22 protein-coding genes are annotated in these 19,937 nt (G+C 68.7%); 13 read left to right on the forward strand and 9 right to left on the reverse strand.

Going from position 1 to position 19,937, the window contains the following annotated elements:
* Nucleotides 1–77: 77 nt before the first annotated feature.
* From infC to RF701_RS08615, 4 genes are all read right to left on the reverse strand, one after another.
* Nucleotides 78–611, reverse strand: coding sequence for a translation initiation factor IF-3 (gene infC / locus RF701_RS08600; RefSeq protein ID WP_203310157.1), 534 nt, complete (start codon nucleotides 609–611; stop codon nucleotides 78–80).
* A gap of 72 nt (nucleotides 612–683) precedes the next feature.
* On the reverse strand, nucleotides 684–1,250 hold the full coding sequence (locus RF701_RS08605; protein ID WP_308814698.1) for a Uma2 family endonuclease: 567 nt from the start codon (nucleotides 1,248–1,250) through the stop codon (nucleotides 684–686).
* A 9-nt stretch (nucleotides 1,251–1,259) separates the two neighbouring features.
* Entirely contained in the window at nucleotides 1,260–3,245 is a 1,986-nt protein-coding gene (gene thrS / locus RF701_RS08610) for a threonine--tRNA ligase (RefSeq protein ID WP_308815642.1), read from the reverse strand.
* Nucleotides 3,246–3,461: 216 nt separating this feature from the next.
* Nucleotides 3,462–4,277, reverse strand: coding sequence for an LD-carboxypeptidase (locus RF701_RS08615; protein ID WP_210359257.1), 816 nt, complete (start codon nucleotides 4,275–4,277; stop codon nucleotides 3,462–3,464).
* Between the two features lie 68 nt (nucleotides 4,278–4,345).
* Between RF701_RS08615 and RF701_RS08620 the strand changes: the two genes are divergently transcribed.
* The 6 genes from RF701_RS08620 to RF701_RS08645 all read left to right on the forward strand — a co-directional run bounded on the left by RF701_RS08620 (nucleotide 4,346) and on the right by RF701_RS08645 (nucleotide 9,648).
* Nucleotides 4,346–5,779, forward strand: a complete 1,434-nt coding sequence (locus tag RF701_RS08620; RefSeq protein WP_308814699.1) for a glutamate ligase domain-containing protein — start codon at nucleotides 4,346–4,348, stop codon at nucleotides 5,777–5,779.
* A 67-nt stretch (nucleotides 5,780–5,846) separates the two neighbouring features.
* A complete protein-coding gene (locus RF701_RS08625) occupies nucleotides 5,847–6,251 on the forward strand; it encodes a hypothetical protein (protein WP_308814700.1) in 405 nt (134 codons plus the stop codon).
* Complete coding sequence (locus tag RF701_RS08630; protein WP_308814701.1) at nucleotides 6,248–6,457, forward strand: helix-turn-helix transcriptional regulator; 210 nt, start codon at nucleotides 6,248–6,250, stop codon at nucleotides 6,455–6,457. Before RF701_RS08625 ends, RF701_RS08630 begins: the two co-directional genes overlap by 4 nt.
* The gene (locus tag RF701_RS08635) at nucleotides 6,454–7,383 is read left to right on the forward strand and encodes an alpha/beta hydrolase (RefSeq protein ID WP_308814702.1); all 930 of its coding nucleotides are present in this window, start codon (nucleotides 6,454–6,456) and stop codon (nucleotides 7,381–7,383) included. Before RF701_RS08630 ends, RF701_RS08635 begins: the two co-directional genes overlap by 4 nt.
* Before the next feature lie 77 nt (nucleotides 7,384–7,460).
* Nucleotides 7,461–8,564: a YjgN family protein gene (locus tag RF701_RS08640; protein WP_308814703.1), complete on the forward strand. Its 1,104-nt coding sequence runs from the start codon at nucleotides 7,461–7,463 to the stop codon at nucleotides 8,562–8,564.
* Nucleotides 8,548–9,648 carry a M48 family metallopeptidase gene (locus tag RF701_RS08645; protein ID WP_308814704.1) on the forward strand — a complete coding sequence of 367 codons (1,101 nt, stop codon included), beginning with the start codon at nucleotides 8,548–8,550 and terminating at the stop codon, nucleotides 9,646–9,648. Before RF701_RS08640 ends, RF701_RS08645 begins: the two co-directional genes overlap by 17 nt.
* 28 nt (nucleotides 9,649–9,676) lie before the next feature.
* Here RF701_RS08645 and RF701_RS08650 read toward each other — a convergent pair whose 3' ends face one another.
* Entirely contained in the window at nucleotides 9,677–9,958 is a 282-nt protein-coding gene (locus RF701_RS08650) for an ETC complex I subunit (protein ID WP_203310148.1), read from the reverse strand.
* Between the two features lie 736 nt (nucleotides 9,959–10,694).
* A complete protein-coding gene (locus tag RF701_RS08655) occupies nucleotides 10,695–11,384 on the reverse strand; it encodes a YafY family protein (protein ID WP_308814705.1) in 690 nt (229 codons plus the stop codon).
* Between the two features lie 65 nt (nucleotides 11,385–11,449).
* Between RF701_RS08655 and RF701_RS08660 the strand changes: the two genes are divergently transcribed.
* The gene (locus RF701_RS08660) at nucleotides 11,450–11,869 is read left to right on the forward strand and encodes a PaaI family thioesterase (protein ID WP_308814706.1); all 420 of its coding nucleotides are present in this window, start codon (nucleotides 11,450–11,452) and stop codon (nucleotides 11,867–11,869) included.
* Here RF701_RS08660 and RF701_RS08665 read toward each other — a convergent pair.
* Together RF701_RS08665 and hrpB are read right to left on the reverse strand one after the other, a co-directional pair.
* Nucleotides 11,848–12,177 (reverse strand): antibiotic biosynthesis monooxygenase, encoded by a 330-nt coding sequence (locus RF701_RS08665; RefSeq protein ID WP_308814707.1) that lies wholly within the window; start codon nucleotides 12,175–12,177, stop codon nucleotides 11,848–11,850. The genes RF701_RS08660 and RF701_RS08665 overlap by 22 nt on opposite strands.
* A gap of 312 nt (nucleotides 12,178–12,489) precedes the next feature.
* A complete protein-coding gene (hrpB, locus tag RF701_RS08670; protein WP_308814708.1) occupies nucleotides 12,490–14,934 on the reverse strand; it encodes an ATP-dependent helicase HrpB in 2,445 nt (814 codons plus the stop codon).
* Nucleotides 14,935–15,023: 89 nt separating this feature from the next.
* Here hrpB and RF701_RS08675 point away from each other — a divergent pair, with 89 nt between their 5' ends.
* Both RF701_RS08675 and RF701_RS08680 read left to right on the forward strand, forming a co-directional pair.
* Nucleotides 15,024–15,329 (forward strand): winged helix-turn-helix domain-containing protein, encoded by a 306-nt coding sequence (locus tag RF701_RS08675; protein ID WP_210359249.1) that lies wholly within the window; start codon nucleotides 15,024–15,026, stop codon nucleotides 15,327–15,329.
* Between the two features lie 74 nt (nucleotides 15,330–15,403).
* Nucleotides 15,404–16,369: a cation diffusion facilitator family transporter gene (locus RF701_RS08680; protein WP_308814709.1), complete on the forward strand. Its 966-nt coding sequence runs from the start codon at nucleotides 15,404–15,406 to the stop codon at nucleotides 16,367–16,369.
* Between the two features lie 69 nt (nucleotides 16,370–16,438).
* On the opposite strand, the gene RF701_RS08685 is transcribed toward RF701_RS08680, so the two are convergent.
* A complete protein-coding gene (locus tag RF701_RS08685; protein WP_210359248.1) occupies nucleotides 16,439–17,449 on the reverse strand; it encodes a polyprenyl synthetase family protein in 1,011 nt (336 codons plus the stop codon).
* Nucleotides 17,450–17,561: 112 nt separating this feature from the next.
* On the opposite strand from RF701_RS08685, the gene RF701_RS08690 reads away from it, so the two are divergent.
* The 4 genes from RF701_RS08690 (at nucleotide 17,562) to RF701_RS08705 (ending at nucleotide 19,884) form a co-directional block, all read left to right on the forward strand.
* Complete coding sequence (locus RF701_RS08690; protein ID WP_203310143.1) at nucleotides 17,562–17,840, forward strand: chorismate mutase; 279 nt, start codon at nucleotides 17,562–17,564, stop codon at nucleotides 17,838–17,840.
* Between the two features lie 23 nt (nucleotides 17,841–17,863).
* Nucleotides 17,864–18,523 carry a dTMP kinase gene (tmk, locus tag RF701_RS08695; protein WP_308814710.1) on the forward strand — a complete coding sequence of 220 codons (660 nt, stop codon included), beginning with the start codon at nucleotides 17,864–17,866 and terminating at the stop codon, nucleotides 18,521–18,523.
* 92 nt (nucleotides 18,524–18,615) lie between these two features.
* Nucleotides 18,616–18,990: a hypothetical protein gene (locus tag RF701_RS08700; RefSeq protein ID WP_308814711.1), complete on the forward strand. Its 375-nt coding sequence runs from the start codon at nucleotides 18,616–18,618 to the stop codon at nucleotides 18,988–18,990.
* 12 nt (nucleotides 18,991–19,002) lie between these two features.
* Nucleotides 19,003–19,884, forward strand: a complete 882-nt coding sequence (locus RF701_RS08705; protein WP_210359245.1) for a serine protease — start codon at nucleotides 19,003–19,005, stop codon at nucleotides 19,882–19,884.
* Nucleotides 19,885–19,937: the final 53 nt, after the last annotated feature.

Here is a 19,937-nt window from a genome sequence, read left to right on the forward strand (position 1 = left end):
CTCCAGTCGAAAGCCCCTGGAGCGGTGACAGTCCGGACCGGCAATGACGTCCCCCTCGCCCGAGGGGGACGCCGCGCTTACTTGGGCGCGAGCACCATGAGCATCTGGCGGCCTTCCATGCGCGGATAGGCCTCCACCTTGGCGACCTCGGCGACCTGCTCGGCGACGCGCTGCAGCACGTTCATGCCGAGCTGGCCGTGGCTGAGCTCGCGACCGCGGAAACGCATGGTGACCTTCACCTTGTCGCCTTCCTCGATGAACTCGACGACCTTCTTCATCTTGGTGTCATAGTCGTGATCGTCGATGTTCGGACGCATCTTGATCTCCTTGATCTCCTGCGTCTTCTGCGACTTGCGGGCGAGGTTCGCCTTCTTCTGCGCCTCGTACTTGTACTTCCCGACGTCGAGAAACTTGGCGACGGGCGGATCGGCGTTGGGCGACACTTCGACGAGATCGAGGCCGACTTCCTGCGCCTGCGCGATCGCCTCGCGCGTGTACATCACGCCAAGATTCTCGCCCTCATGGTCGATCACGCGAACCTTGGGGCTCTGAATCCACTCGTTGAACCGAGGGCCGTTCATCGGTGGCGCCTGCATCGGCCGGCGCATCATGGGAGGACGTATGGGTGTAGCTCCTGTAGTGGTTTGCCACGCATATAGGCTATAATCGCGCCGATTTGAAGGCTAGTCGAGGTCGGCGAGCCGAATCGTCACGCCCGCGAGCAATGCGGCGACCGGTTGATCCGCCTCATGCTCGTCGACGTCGGTATAGCGGCCGTCCACGGGTGCGCGATGCGTACGGATCGTCTGCCGCACGGCATCGACGACCCAATAGTCCGGCACGCCATGCTCGGCATAGAGCGGCGCCTTCACCCGCAGGTCGTAGCCGAGCGAGCTGTCCGCGACCTCGATCACGAGCAGCAGATCGGGTCCGCGCACCTGACGCGGCAACTCGCCCTTCTCCCAGACGGCGAGGTCGGGCTCGAGCAGCCGCACGGGCGACAAGGTGACGGACGGTTCCACGAACAGCCTCAACTCGTCCGGCAATGCGCGTACGAGACGGCGCGTCAGCCGGGACGTCATCACCGCGTGCCAGTCCGCCTTCGCCGCCGCCATCGGCACGATCTCGCCGTCGATCAGCTCGAACTTCTCGTTCTCCGCGAAGACGCCGGCCGCAGTCAGATCATAGACCTGATCGACCGTCAGATGCGCGGGGATCGCGCCGGCCTTGATGTCCTGGAGAATCGTCATCGCGTCTCCCTACCGCAGATCGGGCGGGGTCGCCTCCTCGCGCAACATAGCGATCGCCTCGTCCAGCGTCACGATCTGCTGCGCCTGGCTGCCCAGGCGGCGGATGGCGACCTTGCCCTCCTCCGCCTCGCGCTTTCCGACGACGAGCAGCACCGGCACCTTGGCGACCGAATGCTCGCGTACCTTGTAGTTGATCTTCTCGTTGCGCAGGTCGGTCTCGACCCGGATGCCCGCGGCGCGCAGCGTCGCCGCCGCGTCGCGCGCATAATCGTCCACGTCGGAGACGATCGTCGCCACGACCGCCTGCACGGGGCTCAGCCACAAGGGGAAGCGGCCGGCGTGATGCTCGATCAGGATGCCGATGAAGCGCTCGAACGTGCCGAGGATCGCGCGGTGGAGCATCACCGGCCGGTGGCGGTTGCCGTCCTCGCCGACATAGCTCGCGTCGAGCCGCTCGGGCAGCACGCGGTCGGACTGGATCGTGCCGACCTGCCAGGTGCGGCCGATCGCGTCGGTCAGGTGGAATTCGAGCTTCGGCGCGTAAAAGGCCCCCTCGCCCGGCAGTTCCTCGAACTTCGCCTTGATCGCGTCGGACAGGCCGGAGGCGAGCACCGCCTCGCGCAGCTCGGCCTCCGCCTTGTCCCACATCGCATCATCGCCGAACCTTTTCTCCGGGCGCAGCGCGAGCTTGACCGCATAATCCTCGAAGCCGAGGTCGCGGTAGACGCTGTCGAGCAGCTCGCAGAACTTGCGCACCTCCTCGACCAATTGGTCCTCGCGCACGAAAATATGCGCGTCGTCCTGCGTGAACTGGCGGACGCGCATGATGCCGTGCAGCGCGCCGTGCGGCTCGTTGCGGTGGCAGCAGCCGAATTCCGCCATGCGGATCGGCAGGTCGCGATAGCTCTTGATCCCCTGCTTGAAGATCAGCACGTGCGCCGGACAGTTCATCGGCTTGAGCGCCATCAGATCGCCCTCGCCCGACAGGACGGCGCCCTCCTCCTCGGTATTGGGCACCTCGTCGGGAACGACGAACATGTTCTCGCGATACTTGCCCCAGTGGCCGGACTGTTCCCACTGGCGGGCGTCCATCAGCTGCGGCGTCTTCACCTCGGCATAATCGGCGGCGTCGAGGCGGCGGCGCATATAGGCCTCCATCTGCCGCCACAGCACGAAGCCCTTGGGGTGCCAGAACACCGACCCCTGCGCTTCGGACTGGAGGTGGAACAGGTCCATCTCCGCGCCGATCTTGCGATGGTCGCGCTTCGCCGCCTCTTCCAGCATGAACAGATGCGCGTCGAGCTGCTTCTTGTTCAGCCAGCCGGTGCCGTAGATGCGGCTGAGCATCGCGTTGTTTTGGTCGCCGCGCCAATAGGCGCCCGAGACGCGCGTCAGCTTGAACGCCTGCGGATCGAGGCGACCGGTCGAGGGCATGTGCGGCCCCCGGCACATGTCGAGCCATTCGCCCTGGCGATAGATGGTCAACTCCTCGCCGTCGGGCAGTTCGGCGGCCCATTCGGCCTTGAACGTCTCGCCCTGGCGGCGCCACGTCTCGATCAGCTGCTCGCGGCTCCACACCTCGCGCGTGAACGGCTCGTTCCGCGCGATGATGCGGCGCATCTCCGCCTCGATCGCGGGCAGGTCGTCCTCGGTGAAGGGGCGATCTTTCGGCGCGAAATCGTAGTAGAAGCCGTCGTCCGTCGCCGGGCCGAAGGTGATCTGCGTGCCCGGAAACAAGTGCTGCACCGCTTCGGCCATGACATGCGCGAGATCGTGGCGGACGAGCTCGAGCGCATCGGCCTCGTCCTTCGCGGTGACCAGCGCCAGATGCGTGTCGCCGTCGAAGGGACGGTTGAGGTCGCGCACCTGCCCGTCGATGCGCGCGGCGATCGCCGCCTTGGCGAGGCCGGGCCCGATCGCAGCCGCGACGTCCGCGGGGGTAGTCCCCGGCGCTACCTCGCGGATGGAACCGTCGGGCAACGTGATGCGGAACATTTCGGCCGTGTGGGCAGACATGATGGACTTTCGGCTTTGGTTGAGGAGCCGCGAATAAAGCGGTGCGGGGTATATAGGCAAGCGTCGCGGGAACGCGCCGTCCACGCCCCTCGTCATTCCCGCGACGGCGGGAATCCAGACACGCTAACCTTCATGATGGCATCGCGGCGTCGCCCTGTCTGGATCCCCGCCTGCGCGGGGATGACCCTTTACCCGTTACACCACGCCGAACGGCACGATGCGGTTGCTCTGCGTATGGCCGATATCCGCCCGGCCGAGATAGGGCACGCCGAGGTCCCCGCACCAGCGCCGCACCATCGCCTCGACCGGCTCGTTCCATTCGGGCTCGTTGGGGGTGACCGCGGTCACCGCACCGAGCCTGACCCCGGCGAGCCCCTTCAACTGAGTCGCATGCCCCATGTGGAAGAGCAGCCGGTCGATATTGTACATCGGCTCCGACACCTCCTCGATCAGCAGGACGTGATCGGTCAGGTCGGGCAGCCAAGGCGTGCCGATCAGCGCGCCCAGGATCGACAGGTTGAACGCCGCCGCCGGGCGACCGTCGAGCCCCGGTTCCAGCCCCGCCCGGTCGCCGCGCGCCAGCCAGCCAAGCGACCGCGCGATCGTCGCGTCTCCATGCTGGCGTCGGATATCGCTCGCCATCGGCCCGTGGCACGGGCGGCCGATCCGCCGCGCATAGAGCGCGCCAAGCAGGAACCCCATATCGGAATAGCCGAGATAGGCCTTGTGCCGCGCCGCCGGCCCGAGCCGCGGCATCACCAGCGGCAGGATGCGGTTCGAGCCATAGCCGCCGCGCAGGAACCAGATGGCGTCGAAGCCGGGATCGTTGGCAAATTCGAGGAAGGCGTCGGCGCGCCGCGCGTCGGAGCCGGCGAAATGGCCGTCGCGCTCCCAGCATTGCGGGTGCACGACGAGATCGGCCTCCGGATAGGCGAGCGCCGCGAAGGCGAGGAACGGCGCCTCCGCCTCCTGGTTGCCGATGCTGGCCGGGGCCACCACGCCGATCCGCATGTCGTCTTCGCACCCCCATCCGTCGGGGGCGCCTTGCCCCCGACCTGCCGCCCGGATAGCGCGGGCGGATGGCGAACGGCAACAACGGGCCGCTGGACGGGCGGCGCTTCTTCCTGGTGGGCATCGGCGGATCGGGAATGATGCCGCTGGCGATGATCCTGGCGGGCCGCGGCGCGACGGTCGAAGGCTCCGACCGCGGGCTCGACCAGGGCCGCGTGCCGGCCAAGTTCGCGGCGCTGGCGGCGCTGGGCATCCGCCTGCATCCGCAGGACGGCAGCGGCGTGATCTCCGCCGACCAGCTCGTCGTCGCCTCCGCCGCGGTCGAGGACAGCGTCGCCGACATCGTCGCGGCGACCCGGCTGGGCTGTACCCGGATGACGCGGGCGCAGCTGCTCAGCGACCTGTTCAACGCCAGCGGCCTGCGCATCGGCGTCGCCGGGACGAGCGGCAAGTCGACGGTGACGGGCATGATCGGCTGGATCCTGCACGCGACGGGGCGCGATCCGACGGTGATGAACGGCGCGGTAATGACCAATTTCGCGCGGCCCGATGCGCCCTTCGCCAGCGCGCTGGTCGGTGGCGGCGACGCCTTCGTCAGCGAGGTGGACGAGAGCGACGGGTCGATCGCCTTCTATCGCCCGAACATCGCGGTGCTGAACAACGTCAGCCTCGACCACAAGGGCCTGGACGAGCTGCGCCAGCTGTTCGGCGATTTCGCCGGGCGGGCGACGACGACCGTGATCAATGTCGGCGACGAGGAAGCCGCCGCGCTCGCAGCCCGGTTGCCGCGCGACACTCTGTTGACCTTCGCCGTCGACGGCCCGGCCGACATGACCGCCGAGGCGCTGGCCCCGGAACCCTTCGCCATCGCCTTCGACCTCGTCATGGGCGGGGCGCGGCGCCGCGTGCGGCTGGCGGTACCGGGGCGGCACAATGTCGCCAACGCACTCGCCGCGATCGGCGCCGCCATGGCCGCGGGCGTCGACCGTGACGAGGCCGTGCGCGCGATCGAGGGATTCACCGGGCTGAAGCGCCGGTTCGAGAGGGTCGGCACGATCGGCGAAGGCGCCGCCGGCATCACCGTCATCGACGATTTCGGGCACAATCCCGACAAGATCGGCGCGACGCTCGACACGCTGCACGCCTTTCCCGGCCGGCTGCTGCTGCTGTTCCAGCCGCACGGCTATGGTCCGCTCAAGGTGATGCGGCGGGAGCTGGTCGACAGCCTCGCCACGCGGCTCGCCCCGGAGGACGTGCTGGTGTTGCCCGATCCCGTCTATTTCGGCGGCACCGTCGCGCGCGAGGTGACCAGCGCGGACATCGTCGCCGACCTCGTCACGCGCGGCTGCGACGCCCGCCATGTCCCCGACCGCGCCGACGCGGCGGCGATGCTGGTCGCGGCGGCGCGCGCCGGCGACCGCATCGTGGTGATGGGCGCGCGCGACGACACGCTCGGCCTGCTGGCGCGGGAGATGATGGAAAGCCTCCGCGCCAAAACGTAAAGGTCGCTTGACGTAAAGCTCACTTTCCATGTAAAGCCTCCTTCACATCGAGTCGAAGGAGGTTACCGTGACCTGCACGCCCGCCCAGCGCCGCTACAACCGGCGCATCATCGTCCTTTCCATCATCTACGCCGCCATCCTGTTGCCGGTGTGCTGGGTGTTCGTGCGGCACCTTGCGTCCGGCCCGCTCGCCTATGCCCTGGGCGTCGCGCCCGCGCTTCCGGTGTCCGGCTTCTTCGCGGTCATCGGCCTGTATTTCGTCGAGGAAACCGACGAATATCTGCGGATGCTGATGGCGCGGCAGGTGATCGTCGCGAGCGGCCTGGCGATGACGGTGGCGACCTTCTGGGGCTTCCTGGAGAATTTCGGACTGGTCCCGCATCTCGTCGCTTATGCCTGGCCGATCGTCTGGTTCGCCGGGCTGGGTCTCGGCGCCCTCGTCAACAAGCTGATCGACCGGAGCGCGGCATGAACAACCGCCTGCGCGTGCTGCGCGCCGAGCGCGGATGGTCGCAGCAGGATCTCGCCGAGCGACTGGAGGTCAGCCGGCAGAGCGTCAATGCGATCGAGACCGGTCGCTACGACCCGTCCCTCCCCCTCGCCTTCCGCATCGCCGAGCTGTTCGGCCTCGCCATCGAAGACGTGTTCGTCAGCCCTTCCCAGGAGTCCGCATCATGATCCGCCACCTGCCCCTGCGTCTCGCCGCTTCGCTGCTGACGCTTGCCGTCGTGCTCCAGCCCGCCGCCCGTGCGACCGCGGCCCCCGCCGCGAAGGCCCCGCCCGCCGCGGCGGCAGGCGCGACGGTGCGGCTGCCGCACGTGTCGATCCGCTCGGTCGGCACGGGCAGCCCGGTGGTGCTGATCCCCGGCCTGTCCTCGCCCGCCGCGGTATGGGACGCGACGGTGGCGCAGCTCTCGCCGCGCCACCGCGTCATCGTCGTCCAGGTCAATGGTTTCGGAGGCGACGCGCCGGGCGCCAATCTGTCGCCCGGTATTCTCGACGGCGTGGTCGCGGACCTGCACGGCTATCTGGCGCGCGAGACGCTGACTAAGGTCGCGCTGGTCGGCCATTCGATGGGCGGCCTGCTCGCGCTGAAGACCGCACTCGCGCATCCCGGCGATGTCGGGCGTATCATGATCGTCGATTCGCTGCCCTTCTACGGCCGGTTGTTCGGGCCGCAGATGACGGTCGCCGCGATCGAGCCCCGCGCGCGCGCGATGCGGGACATGATGGTCGCCCGCTACGGCAAGCCGGCGGACCCCGCCGCCGATAGCGCGCTGGCGGCGCAGATGGCAGCCACCCCCGCCGCGCGGGACGCGGTCGCCGCCTGGGTCGCCAAGGCCGACATGCGGGTCAGCGGGCAGGCGATGTACGAGGATCTGACCACGGACGTCAGTGCCGACCTGCCGCGGATCACCGCGCCGGTGACCTTGGTGGTGCCCTATAACGCGACCGTGCCGCAGGCGACGGTGGATACGCTGTACCGCGACGCCTATAAGGGAACGGCGAAGCTGAACGTCGTCGAAGTCGCCGATGCGGCCCATTTCGTCATGCTCGATCGCCCGCAAGTCTTCGCCCGCGCGCTCGAAGACTTCCTGCGCTGAAATGAACCATTTTTAACGAAGCGCGGACTTGACCCCCGCCCCCCGGCCGCGTCACCTTCGCGGCCGGGGGGACTTTCATGACAGACGAGACCAGGGTCGAACCGCGCGCGTTCCGCTTCCGCGGCACGTGGCAGGATTATGCGCCGATCGCCTTCACCAATCTGCTGCTGACGATCGTCACGCTCGGCATCTACAGTTTCTGGGGCCGCGCGCGCACCCGGCGCTACCTGTGGAGCCGCACGATCTTCATCGACGACCGGCTGGAATGGACGGGCACCGGGCTCGAGCTGTTCGTCGGCTATATCCTCGCCTTCCTGTTCTTCGTGCTGCCGTTCGGCATCATCAACCTGGTGCTGCAGGGCGTGCTGATGCGCGGCCATCAGGGGGCAGCGGCGCTGCTGGTCAGCGTGCTGTATCTGATCGCGCTGTTCCTGATCGGCGTGGCGCGGTTCCGGGCGCTGCGCTACCGCCTCAGCCGCACCTTGTGGCACGGCATCCGGGGCGGCAGCGACCAGCAGGGCGTCGCTTATGGCTGGTCGTGGTTCTGGCGCAGCCTGGTGGCGACGCTGACCGCCTATCTGATGATGCCCTGGTCGATGGCGCGGCTGTGGAACGAGCGCTGGAACACGATGAGCTTCGGCTCGCTCCACTTCCGCAGCGACGCGCGCTGGCAGCCGGTGTTCGGCCGGTTCATGCTGTTCTACCTTGCACCAGTCGTGCTGTTCTTCGCGATCCTGGCGATGATCGCGATCGGTATCGGCGCCGGCATGATGGCGGGCATCAAGCCCGGCGCGCCGCCGCCCGCCGGCGCGATCGTCACCTTCGCGCTGCTCGGCATCGCCTTCTACCTCGTCTTCTTCGGCGTGCTCGGCGTGATCGCCGCGGCCTTCTTCTCCGCCTTCTTCCGCGAGGCGGTGGGCGCGACCAGCCTGGGCGACCTCGAATTCGGGTTCGAGGCGCGGACGATGGACTGGGTAAAACTGTTCGTCGGCAATTACGCGCTCGTCATCTTCACCTTCGGCGTCGGCTATATCTTCGTGCCCTATCGCAACTGGGCCTTCTTCATCCGCCACCTCGCCGCTTATGGCAGCGTGGCGATCGACACGCTGACCCAGTCGCAGACGCGCGCGCCGGGCCAGGGCGAGGGGCTGCTGGACGCATTCGATGTCGGCGCCTTCTGAGAGCGGCGCAGCGACGGGAGCGGCGCACGACGATGGCGCAACCGTCTGGCATTACGACGGCGTCAGCGCGCTCCGCCGGCGCGCCCGGCTGCTGGTCGAAGGCGACGCCCTCGTACTGGTCGAGGACGGCGTCGCCGGCGCCCGCGTGCCGATCGCCGATCTGGTCCCCGGCCATGCCGATGCCGGCGCGGCGAGCTTCGGGCTGAAGGGACGACCCGGCTGGCGGATCGATTTCGCCGGACCGGTGCCGCCCGCCCTGCGTGCGCGGCTGCCCGGCGCCGCGCGCTATGGCGGCTGGGTCGACCGGATGGGCCTGTGGCGCGCGGCGGCGGTGTTCGCGGCGGTCGCGGCGGTGGTCGTCGTCATCGTGCTGCGGACGCCGGCGATGGTCGCGCGCCTGGTGCCCGCCAGCGTCGAGCGGCAGCTGGGCGAGACGATGGTCGGCGACTTCGGCCGGCGCGGCTGCACCGACGCGGCGGGCCGCGCTGCGTTGGCGACGCTGGCGCGTCGCATCGACCCGGACGATCCGCGGCTGGAGGTGGACGTCGTCAAGCTGCCGATGGTCAATGCGGTGACGCTGCCCGGCAGGCGGATCGTCGTCTTCGACGGGCTGATCCAGGCGGCGCGCTCGCCCGACGAGGTCGCGGGCGTCGTCGCGCACGAGATCGGCCATGTCCGCCACCGCGACGTGATGGAGGGCCTGTTGCGCCAGTTCGGCCTGTCGGTGCTGCTCGGCGGGATGGAAGGGCATGTCGGCGGCTACACCAACACGATCCTCGCCACCGCCTATTCGCGCGACGCGGAGGCCAAGGCGGACGGCTATGCGATCCAGCTGCTGCGCGATGCCAAAGTGTCGCCGCTGCCGACCGCGGCGTTCTTCGACCGGCTGGGTCGCGGCGGGCCGGGCAAGGCGGAACGGATGCTCGCCTATCTCGCCACGCATCCCGTATCGGCGGATCGGGCGCGGCGGTTCCGGCAGAGCGCGCTGGCGGGCGGCTACGCGCCGGCGCTGGCCCCGTCCGCATGGCACGCGCTGCGCGGCATCTGTCGCGGCGACACGGACCGGATCGACTGGCGCTTCTGAACGGTGCGGCCTGGTGCGGCCGCCCCGCTCAGCGGAAATTGTCGGCGTAGGCCTGAAGCTTGAGCTTGCGCTGCGGCGCGGGGATCAGCTCGTAGTCGAAGCCCTGCGCCTCGCAGTAAGCGATCGCGGCCTCCTGCGTCGGGAAGCTCAGGCGGATCTGCTCACGCGTGTCGCCGCTGCCCGCCCAGCCGGTGAGCGGATCGGGCTTCTTCGATTCGGCCGGCTCGAATTCGAGTTGCCAGTGATCGGTCCGGTACTTGCCGGACTGCATCGCGTTCTTGGGGCGCTGAAAGATGCGGGCGGTAGGCATGACAGGCTCCTTAACGCGCGAAGGCCCCGCGGGGAAGCGGCGTTGACGGCCGACGGTCGGACGGTGCGCGAGCGGAGCGGCGACGCCCGTTCGGGGACGCGACCGGCGCGGCGCCATGCGAACCGCGCGGCGCAGGCGGGAGACGCGTGCGAGAGGGCCGCCGACGATGCGCTCCGTCGCCCCGGACCGCGTCAGCGGCGCACCGTCCAGCGAAAGTACGAACGGCTCGGGACAGGGGGGATGACGGAACAGAGCGGGCGTATCGAAGGAAGGCGCAGACTGTGTGGGGCCTCGTTTATTGGACGCCCTTACGCTTTTGCCCGACAGTGGACGTGTTGCCTCCGTCTATGAGGAGACATTCCGCTCAAGCCCAAACTTTGACGCCTAGGGATGCAATTTGTGTCCCCGAAATCGGTCATTGGTTCAGTCCGACCATTCCCGTTTCCCCATCTTCGAAGGCCAATTTCGGGAAAGAGCAATTGGGAACACATTTCGGAAAAGGCGATGACTCTTACACCTCTCGGCATGTTCAGAAGACCCGCTTTCCCGCTACGGGTTCCCTTTCAGGAAAGATGGCGTGACCGCATTCCCCCGTCACAATGGTAACCCTGACCTGAGAGCAACATTTCAACGCGGGGTGTCGGCGCCTACAAACCTGTGGAAAGTGACGTTGTCGAGAGGGTGTCAAGGCTGACCAGTTGTGAGCGATCTGCGGACTCGCAGCGGGTTTGTGTAACTACCGCTTATATTCCGGGTTGAAGATCTTGGCCGCGAGATAGGCCTGCAGGTTTTGGGTAGGGATATCGGCAAAGTGGACATCCGTTTCCTCGATTGCCGACACCCTGTCGAGACGGAACGCGCGAAAATCATTGCGAAGTTCGCACCATCCAGCGAACAACCAACCGTCCGTGAAGGCCCAAACGGCGAGCGGCCGGACTCGGCGTTCCGAAGGCTGGCCCTCCGCATCGCCATATCGCAACCGCAACACCCTAGCTTCTCGAACGGCGCGGCGCACGACTTTCAGCAGAGGAGGCGCGCGTCCGTCGCGCCTGCTCGCGAACAAAGGCGCATTCTCCAGCTTCCGTTTGTCCGGTGCGGGCAACGACGCTTGGAGCTTTCCCCGGACCTCGCGGGCGGCCTCGGACAAGGACGCGTCACCGGCAACTTCGACGAACGACAATCCCATCGCAAGCGCATCGAGCTGCTCGTAGGTGAATGTCAGCGCTGGCAGGTCGAAGCCCGGTCGCAGCAGATAGCCGACTCCCGCCTCCCCCTCGATCGGGAGTCCGGATGCCTGCAGATGAGCAACGTCGCGATAGACCGTGCGCACGCTGATCTCGAAATGGGCCGCCAAGTCCTCAGCGCGACTGACGCCACGGTTGCGTAGCTCGTTGACCAACCTGAACAACCGTTCGGCGCGACGCATCGTGTCCTCCTGACACCAGGCTGTCAGGAGCGCGGTGGTGGCGTCAAGACGAAAGGAGCATCAGGATGATCCGAACGATCTTTGAAAACTTGCCACTGCCACCGGCCGCCCGGCTGCTTGGTTGGCGGCTCTTAACCGTCGATCCGCAGGCCGGCACGATCGAGGTCGAGTTCGATGCCAAGCCCGACTTCACAAATCCCTCAGGCTTTGTCCAAGGCGGTTTCATCGCCGCAATGCTAGACGACACACTCGGACCGGCTGCCTTCGCCATGACGAGCGGCCGGCGGCTGACGACGACCATTGATCTGCATGTTCATTACGTGCGGCCCGTCGCTCCGGGCCGCGTCACGACGAAGGGCAGGGTCGTTAACCTCGGCGCATCGGTTGCCTTCCTGGAGGGCGAGTTGTTCGACGCGACCGGCAAGCTCTCGGCAGCCGCATCGGCGAGCGCCCTCCTGACCGACTACCGGTCGGGGCGAGATTGATCCGCGATGCTCCGCAAGGCGGTGAACTTGGGTTCACCAGCGAGGAAGGCCATCAGCGTTGTCAGGTCACCGGCTTGGACCCGCCACGCCATGTAGGCCTGCTGAGCTTCCAGTGACTCCCACACCTCATAGAACAACACCGTGTTCGGTCGAGCGTCATCGATTAGTATGTCGAACACGATGTTGCCAGTATACGACCTGCTAATCTTCAAGTTTTCCACGGTGTAGTTGAGGAACTCGTCCAGCTTTTCCGGTTTGATCGTCAGCTCGGCGAGCATCACCAAATTATTGACAAACGCGTGCTTCATTTCGGCCTCCCTGCTGTCCGCGCGTCGGGATTACCATCGCCCTCCTGACACCGTTATGTCAGTAGGCTGCCGCATCTCGTTCGTGCTCGATCGCCCGGCTCCGCATCGGATCGGTGATGATCGGCCGCCACGCACTAACGCATTGCTACCCCGTTTTGCCCCTGAGACAGATTTCGGGAATGCGTGCGCTTTCCCGATATTCAATCGATTTTGGGAAGTGGGTGCCGCGAGATGTCGACTCTCGCCCTCGGCGTCCCCGTAATCAGACATTCCGCTACCGCTGGATCGGCGAAGGAACATCACCGGCCGCGCTCACCCGCCTCGGCGCGCATCGGCCTTCTTGGTGCGCAGCGTCGCGGCGGCGGCGGCGGGGTCGTCGGGCCAGGGATGTTTGGGATAGCGCCCGCGCATCTCCTTCGCCACCGCCGCCCAGCTGCCGCGCCAGAAGCCGGGGAGGTCGCGCGTCGTCTGGATCGGCCGGCCGGCCGGGCTGGTCAGGCTGAGCACCAGCGGCACGCGCTCGCTGCCGACGGTCGGATGCTCCGCGAGGCCGAACAGCGCCTGGACGCGCAATTCCACCTTCGGCCCACCCTCCGCCGCATAGTCGATCGCATGGGTGCTGCCCGCCGGGCTGGTGAAATCCGCCGGCGCGAGCCGGTCGAGCCGCTGCATTTCGGTCCAGCCGATCAGCGTCCGCAACGCATCGGTCAGCGCGCCGGCGGGAATCGCATCCAGGCGGCGCCGGCCGGCGAGCAGCGGCGGCAGCCATTCGCCGAGCCGCTCCGCCATCATCGCCTCCAGCGGCACGCCGGCATAAGCGGCGCGACGGCGCAGCGCCGCGGCCCCCTCGCTCCACGGCAACAGGTCGAGACCGCGCGCGCGCACGGCCTCCAGCAGCGCCGCCGCGATCGCCGCCGGATCGGCTTGGGCATCCGGGCCGCTCGACAGGCGCAGCCCGCCGAGCCGCCGCTCGCGTAGCGCAACGACGCCGCCGGTGGCGGGGTCGAAGGCGACGGTGCGCTGCGTCTCGATCCGGTCGGCGAACAGCCGCTCGATCGTCGCCAGCGCGATCGGCGCGGCGGCGAGGATGCGCGCGCCCGATGCCGCGCCCTGCGTCTCCGCCACCGCAAGCCATTCGGCGCGGGCGAGATTGCTCGCCGGATCGAGCCGGAAGCCACGGCCGCCCGCCGATGCCCAATGCTCGCCGCTCGCATCGCGGCGGCGCGCAACGCGGTCGGGAAAGGCGAGCGCGATCGCGACCTCGACGCCTTCCTCCGCGCCGGGCGTGCCGCCGGCGAGCTTCGCCCAACGCTCGGCGAGCTGGCGCGCCGCCTTGGCTTTCGGACCGCGATCGCTGCGCCAGCGCTTCAACCGGGTGTCGAGGTCCGGGTCGGTGCCGCCAAGCCCGCGCTCGGACAGGAGCACCGCGACCTCGGCGGCGATCCGCCCCTGCCCCATCGCGCCCGCGCGCAGCAGCATGTGCGCCAGGCGCGGCGCCATCGGCATGGCGGCGATGCGGCGGCCATGGGCGGTGGGGCGGCCGTCGGCGTCGATCGCGTCGATCTGCGCCAGCCGGCCGCGCGCTTCCTGCACTGCCGCCTCGGGCGGCGGGTCGAGCCAGGCGAGCGCGCGGGGATCGGCGACGCCCCAGATCGCGGCGGCGAGGACGAGGCCGGACAGGTCCGCCTCCAGGATCTCGGGCGGGTCGAAGCGCGGCAGGCCGGCGGTCGCCGCCTCCTCCCACAGGCGATAGGCGACGCCCGGGCCCTGTCGCGCGGCGCGGCCGGCGCGCTGCGTCACCGCCGCCTGGCTGGCGCGCTCGGTGACCAGGCGGGTCATGCCGGCGGCGCGATCATAGCGCGGCCGCCGCGCCAACCCGGAATCGACGACGATGCGGATGCCGTCGAGCGTCAGGCTGGTCTCCGCGATGCCGGTCGCGAGCACGAGCTTTCGGCGGCCGTCGGGCTCCGGCCGGATCGCGGCGCGTTGTGCGGCGGGATCGAGGCTGCCGTGCAGCTGATGGAGCGCGATCGTCGCGGGAAGGTCCGCGAGGCGTTCCTCGATGCGCTCGATCTCGCCGACGCCGGGCAGGAAGGCGAGTACGCCACCCTCTTCCTCCGCGAGCGCGCGGCGGATCGCGGCGGCGACCGAATCCTCGATCCGCGCGGTCGCGTCCCGGCCGAGATGGCGCAGCGTCAGCGGATAGCTGCGCCCCTCGCTTTCGATGACCGGCGCGGGCTGGCCCTGGGCTCCCATCAAAGCGGCGAAGCGGCTGCCGTCGAGGGTCGCGGACATGGCGACGATGCGCAGGTCGTGCCGCAGCGCCCCCTGCGCATCGAGCGCGAGCGCCAGGCCGAAGTCGCCGTCGAGACTGCGTTCGTGCACCTCGTCGAACAGCACGGCGGAGACGCCGGCGAGCTCGGGATCGGCCTGGATGCGCGCGACGAAGATCCCCTCCGTCACCACCGTCACGCGCGTCGCGGCGGAGCGGCGCGAATCCATGCGGGTCGCATAGCCGAAGGTCCCGCCCACCGCCTCGCCCGCCAGCGCCGCCATCCGTTCCGCCGCCGCCCGCGCGGCAAGCCGCCGCGGCGACAGCAGCAGCACCTCGCCCGTGCACCAGTCTTCATGGATCAGCGCGGGCGCGACAGCGGTCGTCTTGCCCGCGCCGGGCGGCGCGACGAGCACCGCGTTGCTGCCCCGCCGCAGTACGGCGAGCAGGTCTGGCAGGACGGCATGGATGGGCAGGTCGGACACGGCGCGGCGGCTGTGCCACCGATATCGGGGGACTTCAACGCGACCGATCGCTTCGCTACGATCGCAGCTTCCGTTGTGGGAGACATCACATGGGCATGTTGGACGGCATTCTGGGTCAGGTCGCGGGCAATCCCGCCATCACCAATCTGGCGGAAAAGGTCGGCCTGTCGCCGGAACAGGTCAGCGCGGCGATCGGCGCGCTGGGCGCGGCGCATGGCCAGGAGGGCGACACCGTCGCAGCCGCGGCGGACTCGACCGGCCTGCCGCACGACGTGCTGAACCAGATCTTGGCCCATGTCGGCGGCGAGGGCGCGCTGGGCGACATCGGCCGCGTGCTGGGCAGCGGCGAAGGCGGCATCGGCGGCATGCTGGGTGGCCTGTTCGGCAAGGACTGAGGTCCTATCATCACCTGCCGCCGCGGTGATAGGGCTGCCGCCGGCGGCCCTTTCGCCGGGACGAGGACGAACGGTTGCACATCCATCATCATCACGACGGCCACGGCCATGGCGGCGGTCACGCCCACCAGGGCCATGGCCATCATCACGGCCACGGTCACGGTCACCATGGTCACAGCCACGCTCCCGCCAGCTTCGACCGCGCCTTCGCGATCGGCATCGGGCTCAACATCGCCTATGTGCTGGCGGAAGCGGGTGCAGGGCTGTGGACCGGGTCCGTCGCGCTGCTGGCGGATGCGGGACACAATCTCTCCGACGTCCTCGGCCTCGCGGTCGCCTGGGGCGGTGCGACGCTGGCGAAGCGCGGGCCGACCAAGCGCTTCACCTATGGCTTCAAGGGATCGACGATCCTCGCCGCGCTGCTCAACGCGCTGCTGCTGCTCGTGGCGCTCGGCGCGATCGCGCTGGAGGCGGTGCAGCGGATCGGTCACCCGCCGCCGCTCGCCGGGCTGACCGTATCGGCCGTCGCCGGCATCGGCATCCTGGTCAACGCCTTCACCGCCTGGCTGTTCGCGAGCGGCCGCAAAGGCGACGTCAACGTCCGTGCCGCCTATCTCCACATGCTCAGCGACGCCGCGGTATCGGCGGCGGTGGTCGTCGCGGGCGCGGTGATCTGGGCGACGGGTATCGGCTGGATCGATCCCGTCATCAGCCTCGTCATCGCCGCGCTGATCTTCTGGCAGACCTGGGGCCTGCTGCGCGAGACGGTCGAAATGTCGCTGTCCGCCGTGCCGCGCGGCATCGACTATGACGCGGTCGAGCAGGCGCTCGCCGCCCTGCCCGGGGTCACCGGCATCCACGATCTGCACATCTGGCCGATGTCGACGACGGAGCCGGTGCTCACCGCGCATCTGCTGATGCCGCTCGGCCTGCCGCACGACGATTTCCTCGCCCGGGCGCAGGCGATGCTGCACGACCGCTTCGGGATCGGGCACACGACGCTGCAGGTGGAAACGGCCGGCGACTGCGGCGGCTGCTAGTTCGCCATCCAGCAAGGCGGGATCGGGGCTGGATCGGGGGCCGGCCCCCTTCCGCAGGTGGATCAGACTTTAGTAGGCGCGCGCTACCGCGAAGGCGACGGCTTCGACCATCGCATCCTTCGCCTTGCCGGCGGGGAAGCCGGCGATCGCATCGATCGCGCGCTGACCATAATGGCGCGCGCGCGCCAATGTATCGTCCACCGCGCGCGTCTTGCGGACCAGTTCGATCGCATGCGCGAAATCGGCGTCCGACGCCCGGCGCCCTTCCACCGCGTCCTTCCAGAAGGCCCGGTCCATCGCGTCGCCGCGCGCCAGCGCGAGGATGACGGGGAGCGTCATCTTGCCCTCGCGGAAGTCGTCGCCCGCGTCCTTGCCCATCGTGCCGGCGTCCGAGACATAGTCGATCGCGTCGTCGACCAGCTGGAAGGCGATGCCGAGGTTGCGGCCATAGGCATCCAGCGCCGCCTCATCCGCCTCGGGCCGTTCCGCGACCACGGCGGCGATGCGACAGGCGGCCGCGAACAGCGCCGCGGTCTTGGCATCGATGATGTCGAGGTAGCGTTCCTCGGGCAGGTCGATGCGGCGGGCGGCGGTGAGCTGGTTGACCTCGCCCTCCGCGATCACCGCCGATGCATTCGACAGGATGCGGAGCACCTTGAGCGATTCGGCCTCGACCATCAGCTCGAAGCTGCGGCTGAACAGGAAGTCGCCGACCAGCACGCTGGCGGGGTTGCCCCAGATGATGTTCGCCGTACGCTTGCCCCGGCGCAGGTCCGATCCATCGACCACGTCGTCGTGCAGCAGCGTCGCGGTGTGGATGAACTCGACCGCGGCGGCGAGCATGTGGTGCCGCGTCCCCTCATAGCCGAGCAGCCGCGCGCTCGCGAGCGTCAGCATCGGCCGCATCCGCTTGCCGCCGCCCGCGATGAGATGGCCGGCGAGTTCCGGGATCAGCGGGATGTCGGACCGCATCCGGTCGAGGATCACCGCATTCACATGTTCCATGTCGCCCGCCACCAGCCGGAGCATCGGCTCGAGCGAGGGGGCGTGGGTGTCGAGGCGCTGGACGGTGGCGGTCATCTCCCGCGCGCTGTGGCGGTTGGCGCGCGCGAAGGCAAGCCTTGCCCGCCGCGCGACTTGCGATCATGGAGCAAGCCGCCGGGCAAATCGGCCACGCATCGGGAGGCGGCGGGTGAGCGACGAGACACTGCAGGGCTATCGCAAGAGCATCGACAACATCGATGCCGCGCTCGTCCATCTGCTCGCCGAGCGCTTCAAGGTGACGCAGGCGGTCGGCCGGTACAAGGCGACGAGCGGGCTGCCCCCGGCCGATCCCGGCCGCGAGGAACGCCAGATCGCGCGGCTGCGTCGCCTCGCCGAGGAGGCGGAACTCGATCCGGAATTCACCGAGAAGTTCCTGCGCTTCATCATCGACGAGGTGATCCGCCACCACGAGCGCCTGCGCGCGTGACGCGCGGCGGTTTCCCTGCGGGCGTGACCCGCGGTTTTTTCATCGCGGTCGAGGGCGTCGATGGGTCCGGCAAGAGCGGCGTCGTGCGCGGGCTGGTCGCCGCGCTGACGGCGCGCGCCCTACCGGTACGCGCCACGCGCGAGCCGGGCGGTACGCCGGAGGGCGAGCAACTGCGCGCGTTGCTCCTGTCGGGCGGCGGTGAGGGCTGGGCGCCGCGCGCGGAGCTGCTGCTGATGACCGCGGCGCGCGTGCAGCATGTCGAACGCATCGTGCGCCCGGCGGTGGCGGCGGGCGAGATACTGGTGTCGGACCGCTACGTCGGATCGACAATCGCCTATCAGGGCGCGGGCCGCGGCATGGACGAGGGCCTGATCCGCGATCTGCATGCGACGATGTGCGACGATCTGTGGCCGGACCTGACGCTGGTGCTGGACGTGGACGCGGCGACCGGCCTGTCGCGTTCCAGACGGCGGCTGGCGGCGGACGCACTGGACGAGGGACGGTTCGAGGCGCTCGACCTCGCCTTCCACGAGCGGATCCGGGCGTCCTTCCGTGCCCAGGCTGCGGCGGCGCCCGCGCGCCACATCGTGATAGACGCAAGCGGCGCGCCGGATGACGTACAAGCAGCGGCGATCGGCGCCGTCGCTGACTTTTTGCAGCGGTCGGTCGACCACGGCTCGTGATCTGCCGGGCCGAATATTACAAAATCAAAATCGATTGACCCTCTTTTGCCCGCGTAGCATAATCTTCGTCTCGATCGTCGAAGGAGAGACGCGTGATGTTCAAACGCAGTGTTCTGCTGGCCGCGGCACCGATGATTTTGCTGGCGGCGAAAGACGATCCGATGGCGGGCCGGGTCGCGGGCTCGCCGGCGAAATGCCTGTCGTCCATCGATGCCACCGCGCGGGCCGAGATCGTCGACGCTCGGACGATTACCTATTCGCGTACGGCGAAACGCACATGGGTCGTGCATCCACGCGGCACGTGCCTGGGATTGCAGCCCGGCCGGACGCTGGTCGTCGAGCAGCGCGGCGCGCAATTGTGCGAGGGCGACCGCTTCAGGACGGTCCAGTCGACGTCGTCCGTGCCTTCGGCCGCTTGTACCTTCGATGCGTTCGTCCCGTATGACCTGAAGGACACGCGTCGGTAAGCGACGCATCCCATGGCGGGCATGGCCCGGCGGCTGGCGCCGGCCGCGGCGATCGCCGTTGCTGCCTGCGGCGCAGCGACGGCGAACATATTCGCGGCCGACGGTGCCGATCCGCGCCGCTTCGTCGCGGCCGACTCTCCCGAGGCGCGCCGGCTGGCACCGGTCGGCGCGATCGCTTCGGAGTATGTCCTGCTCGATAAGCGCGGTTTCGGGCACGTGCCGCCGGGTGCCGGAACGGCATTCCTGGTATCGCCTTGCTATGCGATGACCAATTATCACGTCCTTTTCGGCGACCAGACCCTGACCCCCGACCCGATGAGCGCCTATACGCTCGAGGTACGCTTCGCGATCGGGGATGCGCGCGGCGTGCCCGCCGGCGCGGCGGACAAGGGCCCGATGAGGGCGCGCGGGCGGGTGCGTTATGCGGGCAGCCTTGATGGATCGGCACCGGACATCGCGCTCGTCCGGCTGGATGGCTGCCCCGGCCGGCGCCTCGGCTGGTATGAACTCGCCGCGGCCACGGGCGACGATATCGACGGTGTTGCGGTGGATCAGGCCGGCTATTCGCAGGACCGCGGCATGCGCCGGCTCAGCGTACAGCATGGATGCCATATTCGCGCCGCGGCACCGCGACAGGGGTGGCTACTGCATGATTGCGCGAGCCGCGACGGCGCGTCGGGCTCGCCGCTAATCGACCGGACGCCGGGTGGCGTGCCGCGCGTCGTGGCGATCAACGTCGGCGAACTGGCGCCTACGCGCACGATCCAGCCGGCCTTCGACAAACGCCGGGCGAACGTCGCGATCGATCTCGCCACGCTTGCCAAGATGCCGCTGGTCGCCGACGCCGTCGCCCGGGATCGCGCAGGCGCTCGCAACCCGATCACGGGGGATTAGAGTCTGATCCACCTGCGTGGAAGCGGCACCGTCCCGATCCAGCAAGGCTGGAT

Source organism: Sphingomonas sp. GV3, from assembly GCF_031082075.1.
GTDB lineage: Bacteria > Pseudomonadota > Alphaproteobacteria > Sphingomonadales > Sphingomonadaceae > Sphingomonas > Sphingomonas beigongshangi.